The organism is Ancylomarina longa (assembly GCF_003996985.1).
Lineage (GTDB): Bacteria > Bacteroidota > Bacteroidia > Bacteroidales > Marinifilaceae > Ancylomarina_A > Ancylomarina_A longa.
Map to the genome: position 1 here is coordinate 25,835 of NZ_RJJX01000030.1, position 8,278 is coordinate 34,112.

General features: G+C 38.9%; 3 protein-coding genes. 1 reads left to right on the forward strand and 2 read right to left on the reverse strand.

Annotated features, from left to right (window positions below):
* Positions 1-111: 111 nt before the first annotated feature.
* A complete protein-coding gene (locus tag DLK05_RS15155) occupies positions 112-1,698 on the reverse strand; it encodes a dipeptidase (protein WP_127344855.1) in 1,587 nt (528 codons plus the stop codon).
* Between the two features lie 81 nt (positions 1,699-1,779).
* A complete protein-coding gene (locus tag DLK05_RS15160) occupies positions 1,780-2,631 on the reverse strand; it encodes a CvfB family protein (protein WP_235832019.1) in 852 nt (283 codons plus the stop codon).
* Positions 2,632-3,241: 610 nt separating this feature from the next.
* Here DLK05_RS15160 and DLK05_RS17580 point away from each other — a divergent pair.
* On the forward strand, positions 3,242-6,679 hold the full coding sequence (locus DLK05_RS17580) for a hydroxymethylglutaryl-CoA lyase-like TIM-barrel protein (protein ID WP_209319908.1): 3,438 nt from the start codon (positions 3,242-3,244) through the stop codon (positions 6,677-6,679).
* Positions 6,680-8,278: the final 1,599 nt, after the last annotated feature.

Sequence of the window (8,278 nt, forward strand, 5' to 3'; positions counted from 1 at the left end):
TGAATAGGTTTGTCCATAAAAAAAGAGCAGCTTTTAAGCTGCTCTCTATCTATATTGTTGTCTTTACTAGGAATAAGATTCGAAGATCATACTCTACTAGATTCTTAGATCTTAGAATTTCTCATCATACTTTGTCCAAATGCCATCTCCAATTTCCCATGCTTTTTCTACAGCTTGATTTCCAAGCTGAATCGTTCTGTTGGTAAGAAAAGTGCTTCTCTTCTTTTTGCTTAGGCCTAAGAATTCCTTATCAATATTTGCTTGCTCTGCGAAATATTTATTCTGAAGGGGAACAAATACCTTTTCTACATCGTAACGCATGTCGCCCCAACGTTGAGCAGTTAGGGTTCCCAATCTATTGAAAGCCCACCATGCTGATTTACGGGTGTACCCTGTTCTTCTGGCTTGGATCTTATAACTTGGTGCTAAATCGGTACTTCCGGCATATACAGGAATATAAAGCGAAGTGGCAACATTATCTTGTGCCAACCATACAATTCCTCCTACTTCATCTGGTAACCAGTTACGACATTGAATAATAGTTGCATACATGGTGTACCATCTTGCAATTGTGCGTTCGCCCAATTCTCCCCATCCACCGTTTACATGGAATAAGCGGTTCATATCATATGGCATAAAAGGATTTGCAAAAGGGGAAAGTGTCTCTTTTCCACTTTTATCAGCTTGCTTAATATTCTTTACAAAGTTGAAGTCAGTGCCTTCGTAATAATCTCTGAAAATACGAACCAGTTTTTCCATTGTTACCTTTTCATCAGGTTTTACCGAGAAAGGATAATCTTTGTCATTCGCATCCAGATGTAAAGAAGGTGCCATAAGTGAAAGCACACGCCACTCTCTTCTTCGTGCAGCTAGAGATAAACGACTTTTAGGAGCATAAGCATAGTTCCAGCGGAATGTTTCTCCTTCTTTCCACCAACCATTTTCTTTTGCTACTGAAAAAATATTCTTAGAGGCCATAAAATGGTCGGTATCCTTTAAATCAATTTCCTTAATGGTACTTGCATTGGCATTGATGGAAACATGTCCGTCGGGAACACGTTGAGCCACCCAAACAGCTCCAATTTTTCCTTTACCAGGACCAACAACTTCGAAATGCCATACTTCTTTTTTATCCGCAATGGTGAGGCATTCTCCAAAATCGCGCCATCCATATTTGCTTAAAAGTTCGTCGGCTAGTTTTATTGCCTGACGGGCTGTAGTACATCTTTCCAGCATTAATTTTTCTAAACGCTGACAATCGATTAAACAGGCATCAGAATATAATTCTTCTCTACCACCGAAAGTAGATTCGCCCATTGCCAATTGCTTTTCATTCATACATGGATAAGCGGTGTTGAGATATTGAAAAGTTTTTTCCACTTGATCAATTTCTCCGATTTTTTTATGCTGATAAATCGGCATTGCCAGGCTGTCGAATGCAGATCTTTCATACAAATTAAACTTACTGCCTTTTTCATGCTTTTGTGCAGGAACAATATCCATCCATGCACGGGTTCGGTGACTATCATCGGTATGGGATGTTATTACCGATCCATCTGCACTAGCTAGTTTACCAACGGTAATTGTAGTACATCCTTCGGGTACTCCGTTTTGCCAATCTGATTTGTCTTGGGCATAAGCCCCGCACGTCAGGAAAATCATCGCTCCTAAAAGATAATTTTTTAGATTTTTTTTCATGTTAATAGTTTGTTTTGGTTGTTCGTATTTCATTGTAAGCATTGCCAATTCAAAGTTCATATGAATTGGCATCAGTGAAATTTATTTCAAGAAAATTCCGGCCTCTTCAATTGTGATTAGTTTGTTTTTATAGAGTAAGCCTATTGCTTTCTTAAAATTCTTTTTACTCATCTGTAAGGAATGATAAATATCCTCCGGAGAACTTTTGTCATTCAAAGGCAGGAATCCTTCCTCCTTTTTTAATAAATCTAAAATTTGCTCACCTATCTTAGGTACTTCATTTTGATACCCTTGCTGTTGCAGGCTAATATCAATCTTACCATCCGGTCTTACCTTCTTTATATATCCCTTGCGTTGATCACCGGTTTTAAGACTACCGAATATTTCATTTTTGTATATAATACCTAGTGCATCATTATTTATTAAAGCCTGATATCCTAAATCAGTTCTTCTGCCAACCAGAATATCTACTTCATCACCTTCAGCATAGTTTGTTTCCACATCTCTTAGTACTTTTTCAATCTTAGCTGTGGCAACAATCCTTCCAGTTGCATTATCCAAATAGACATACACCAAATAGGACTGATCGTATTGCATTTTGTCCTTTTGTTCGCTGAAAGGAACCAGAAGGTCTTTTGCTAATCCCCAATCGAGAAAAGCACCAATATTGGTAACTGATTTTACTCTCATCACAGCAAACTCACCAACCGTTGCTTTTGGTATTAGGGTAGTTGCAATAATCCGATCTTCAGAATCGCGATAGATGAATACTTTAATGGTATCATCTAATTGGGTTTTGGGAGGTACATATCTAGTAGGAAGAAGAATCAAAGCTTCATCTTCGCCCTCCAGGTAAACTCCAAAATCAACTAATTTGGCAACTTTTAACTCGGCGTATTGTCCAATATTACTCACAACATTATATTTTATCATCCGATTTAAATGGTTTGAATCCATTGCAACATCCGGACAGGGTTCTACATTTCAATTTTAAACTTGGTAAATGTAAGCATCTTTTTACGAAAACATTAATTGCTGACTCAAATCCGAAATGGCAAGCTTGAAAAAAGATTTCGAAGTGGATTGTTAGCTCATGAATTTTGAATTTCACACCTTTTTCGACTCATTAAATTATGTTGTTGAGCAGCTTTGCGAAATAAATAAAAGACCAATGAGTGTTTTTAACCATATTTCCATTAAACAGTAGTAGAAAGTGGTTAATAAAGACTTCTGCTACTAATTGATATCTCATTCGCTTGATTCTATTGGGATTTGTCAATATTGCTATCTGTAGATTGCAATATTCGACATCGATTGCGATATGTAGTTTAGATTATTAAAGAAATAAATCATTAATGATAATGGGTAGAATCACCCATAAAAGCAGGTATTGTACAACATGTAGCTATTAATGAAGAAAAATATCGCTATTAAAAAATTGTTTCTATTTTTGAACTGTGATCAGAAACAAATGTTATTGCATAGATCACAAATTGAACTCTCTCGAGTAATAGTTGATATAAATTATTTAATAAGCCAGGGAATGAAAAAAAGGAAATTATTAGTTAGAGATCTAACATTAAGAGATGGTCAGCAATCTCTTTTTGCGACAAGAATGCCACAAGCAGAAATCGAAAAAGTGTTACAACTTTATAAGAAGGCAAACTTTTATGCTATGGAAGTATGGGGGGGAGCTGTTCCTGATTCTGTAATGCGTTACTTGAACGAAGATCCTTGGTATCGTTTAGAATCGATCAAAAAAGAAATTGGTGAGGTCTCGAAACTTACAGCTCTTTCTCGTGGTCGAAATTTATTCGGTTATTCTCCTTATCCCGAGAATGTAATTAAAAACTTTAATACTCAGGCAGTAAAATCAGGTTTGGGAATCATGCGTATTTTCGATTGTTTGAATGATATCGAGAATATGAAATCGACCATTAAGTATGTGAAAGAGGCTGGTGGTATGGCTGACTGTGCAGTTTGTTTTACCGTTGACTCAAAATTTCCTGAAAAAGAAGAAGATCGCAAAAGATTAACAATTAAGAACCTTCCTGAACAGATCTTTGACCTAGACTATTTTGTAAATATGGCAAAGAACTTGGAAGCCTTAGGTGCGGATATGATTTCTTTAAAAGATATGGCAGGATTGGCTTCTCCTTCACTTGCCGGTAAAATTATTCGTCGTTTCAAGGAAGAGTTGAATATTCCCGTTGATTTTCACTCTCACTCTACTCCTGGTTACGGATTGGCTTCTGCCTTAACAGCAATTATCAATGGCGTTGATATCATCGATACCAATATCATGAACTTTGCTGGTGGATCTGCTGCTCCTGCTTACGAACTCATCTATATTTTCTGTCAGAAATTAGGCATTGAATTAGATGGTAATGCAGCCACTGTAGTGGAGATTAATAAGATTTTGAAAGAGATTCGTAGCAATGCTTTGGCTGATATGGATAGCTATAAGATGTTCCCTATCGAATTTGATATTACCAAAGATAAGTTGCCTGCAAATATCGATCAATTATTCGATGAGGCAATAGCATATGCGAAGGCAGATAAAGAACAGGAATTGTTGGATGCTTGCCACGCAATCGAGAAATATTTTAATTTCCCGGCTCCTAACGAAATGGTTAAAAAGGCGGAGATACCAGGGGGTATGTACACCAATATGCTCAACCAATTAAAGGCTTTAGGTTTAGAAAATCTATTGGAGAGAGTATTGGAAGTAGTTCCGGTTGTACGTTTGGATGCAGGTTGTCCTCCTTTGGTTACTCCTTCGTCACAAATCGTAGGTGTGCAGGCAGTAAATTGTGTGATCGATGAGAATTCTGGTCGTCCGTTCTATACCAATGTTTCCAATCAGTTTTTTAGCTTGATAAAAGGGGAGTATGGAACAACACCTATCGATATTGCTCCTGAATTCCGTGAGAAAATCACCGGAAAACCAGAAAAAGAAGATTATGATGTAAGCAAATATGCCGCTCCTGAAAATCCGACATTGCCTCAATATGGAAATGTGAAATTGGCGAAGGATGACAAAGAATTTATGTTGCTGGAACTTTTCCCATTGGTAGCAAAAGGCTATTTGCAAGGAAAACGAAAAGCGGAATTTGAAGCGAAACGCGAAGTGAATCGCAAGAAGATAGCAGCCGAAAGAGCCGCAATCAAGCGCACCGGTAAATTATTGATTCGCGATCTTACTCTTCGTGATGGTCAGCAATCTTTATTTGCAACCCGTGTGCCTCAAAAGGAAATTGAAAAAGTACTTCCTTTATATAGGGATGCAAATTTCTATGCAATGGAAGTCTGGGGGGGAGCAATTCCCGATTCAGTAATGCGTTACCTGAACGAAGATCCTTGGCATCGTTTGGAATCTATTAAAGAAATTATTGGTGATGTTTCCCATCTTACTGCTCTATCAAGAGGTAGAAACCTGTTTGGTTATTCTCCCTATCCTGAATCAGTAATCGAAGGATTTAATAAGAATGCAGTGAAATCCGGATTGGGTATCATGCGTATCTTCGACTGTCTGAATGATGTGAAGAACATGGAAACTACCATCAAATATATGAAAGAAGCAGGTGGTATTGCTGATTGTGCGGTTTGTTATACTGTAGATCCTAAGTTCACCAAAAAGCAAAGATGGAATGCTTTATTATCCGGAAAGAAACTACCAAAGAAGATTTTCGATGTAGATTATTTCGTGGACAAGGCAAAACAAATGCAGGCATTGGGTGCTGATATGATTACCGTGAAAGATATGGCTGGATTGATTCCACCATCCTTATCCGGAAATATTATCCGTCGTTTGAAACAGGAATTGAATGTTCCTGTGGATTTCCATACCCACTGTACTCCGGGCTACGGTTTGGGTGCTGTTTTAATGGCGATGGTGAATGGTGTTGATATTGTGGATACCAATATCCTAAACTTCGCAGGTGGTCCCGCTGCTCCTGCCTTCGAAATCATTCAGATCTTTGCCGATAAATTAGGTTTGGATACAGGTGTGAATCTGGATGCAGTAGTGAAAATCAATAAAGAGCTAAAAGGAATTAGAGAGAGAATCGCAGAATTTGATTCTTATAAAATGTTCCCACTAGAATTCGATATTACTGCGGATTATCTACCAAACGATATTGATGCTTTATTCGAGAAAGCAATTGTTTTGGCTAAAGCCGATAAGGAAACTGAATTGCTAGAGGTTTGTAATGCTATCGATAAATTTTTCAATTTTCCTGCTCCCAACGAAGAAGTAAAAGCGGCAGAGATACCAGGTGGTATGTACACCAATATGTTAGCACAGCTGAAAGCACTTGGATTGGCAGATTTATTGCCAACTGTATTGGAAAAAGTTCCCGAGGTTCGTGTGGCAGCAGGTTGTCCTCCTTTGGTAACTCCTTCATCGCAGATCATTGGAGTACAGGCAGTAAATTATGTGTTGGATGTGAATAGCGGAAAAGCGCCATATACCAATGTGAACAACCAGTTCTTCAACCTTGTGAAAGGTGAATATGGCGAAACTCCAATAGCTATCGATCCGGAATATCGCGAGAAGATCTGCGGTCAGCGTGAAGCTACAGCTTTTGATGTAAGCAAATACAAATCACCTGAGAATCCGGTATTGGAAGAATTAGGCGGCGTGAAGCTTGCAGAAAATGAGAAAGAAATGTTGTTGTTGGAATTATTTCCAACGGTAGCCGGACCTTTCCTAAAGAATCGCAAAGCAGAAGTTTACTATGCAAAAATAGAAGCCGAAGAAGCCGAAAAGCAAAGAGTTATTTCTGAGAAAAAAGCCGCATTTGCTGCGATTCCGGTAGAAGAGAAACAGGAGATCGTGATCAAAGGATTGTATAATATGCATGGAACATCAGATCATGAATTGCAGGAAATCAAACTTCCTGAAGCTGAATCGAAATTGGACATCAAAACCAAGGAGATGATAGCCAAAGAAAAGCCAAAAAGCAGATTAGTAGGATAAAGTTTTATTTATTATATAGTAAGCAACCCAAAAGTGCTACTCCATGGAGTGGCACTTTTTTTATGCCCTAAAGGATGAATGCTAAATATTGTTATATCAATCTAAGTTTAAATATAAATTCTGGTTAATTACCCGAATCAAAAGCCTTGGGAAAAAAAGGTTTGACCAAACGGGAGTAGCTGTGGCAATCCATAGGAATATTGCCAAACAAAAAAGAGAGTGCAACTAGCAACGGATTGTCACAGTCACTAGCGTTCCTTCATAAGGTCAGTCGATTAGGATCGTTGGAGCTGTGGCAATCCTTACGAACACTACTAAGTTCAAAACAATTGCAATTAGCTTCGCATTTAGTAGAGCCTGAAAGTCTCTAATCACATAGCCAGGGGCATCGCCCCTGGTATTTATGTATCACGGTTAATTCAGGCTGAAGGCCTGATATATTCCAGCCCTTCAGGCTGATGACTTACAGCTTACACTAGGGGCGCTGCCCCTGGTTCTAGTATGTTAGCCCTTCAGGCTACGGGATTAGCTGACTGAAGTGATGCTTTAGTGTGAAATGATCATTCGCGACGGAACAGAAATCTCTTCAGAGATAGGATTGCAATGCTTTCGTTCATTTTGCCTTGATGCAAAAAGAACCAAAAAATCAAGAAAAAAATATGCTATCCCCACACTCTGGATATTCTTAACGACTTTTCTGATTAGCAGAAAAGCCTAAATATCTATTCACCCCACCGCCGGCTCGCATTTTTTTTCAGGCCACCGCACATCCGCACATCAGCAGACTGCTCCATTTCTTTAGAGCATCTCCAACAAACTGCACATGCGCTAATTCATAGCTGTCATTGCGAGCGCAGCGTGGCAATCTGCCTAAACATTGCTAGACCAAAAAAAGAAATAGCAACGGATTGCTTCATCCGCTATCGCTACTTCGCAAAGACTGCTACTATTGAGTGTCATTGTGAGGCGGAGGCACGGAGCCGTGGCAATCTCCAACAAGTTGCACATCCGTTTATTTATGGCGTTCTCCCATTTCAGGGGAGATGTCCGATAGGACAGAGGGGTGCAAATGAATTACGAATTAAAGAGAGAATCACCCTTTTCCCTGTCGGGATTTTCCCTGCGTAGGGAAAAATGCTGAAATCTATCGTAGAGCCTTTATTCAGCTATTTCTATTTGAGAAATGCGGCAATCTGCCAAATCCAAAACAATTGCAATTAGCTTCGTATTAGTAGAGCCTGAAAGGCTCCAATACCCTAACTAGGGGCATCGCCCCTGGTATTTATGTACCAAGGTTAATTCAGGCTGAAGGCCTGATATATTTTGCCCTTCAGGCTGATGACTTACAGCTTATACTAGGGGCGATGCCCCTAGTTCTAGTATATGAGCCCTTCAGGCTACGGGATTAGCTGACTGAAGTGATGCTTTAGTGTGAAATGATTATTCGCGACGAAACAGAAATCTCTTCAGAGATAGGAGTGCAATGCTTTCGTTCATTTTGCCTTGATGCAAAAAGAACCAAAAAATCAAGAAAAAAATATGCTATCCCCACACTCTGGATATTCTTAACGACTTTTCTGGTTAGCAGAAAAGTCTAAA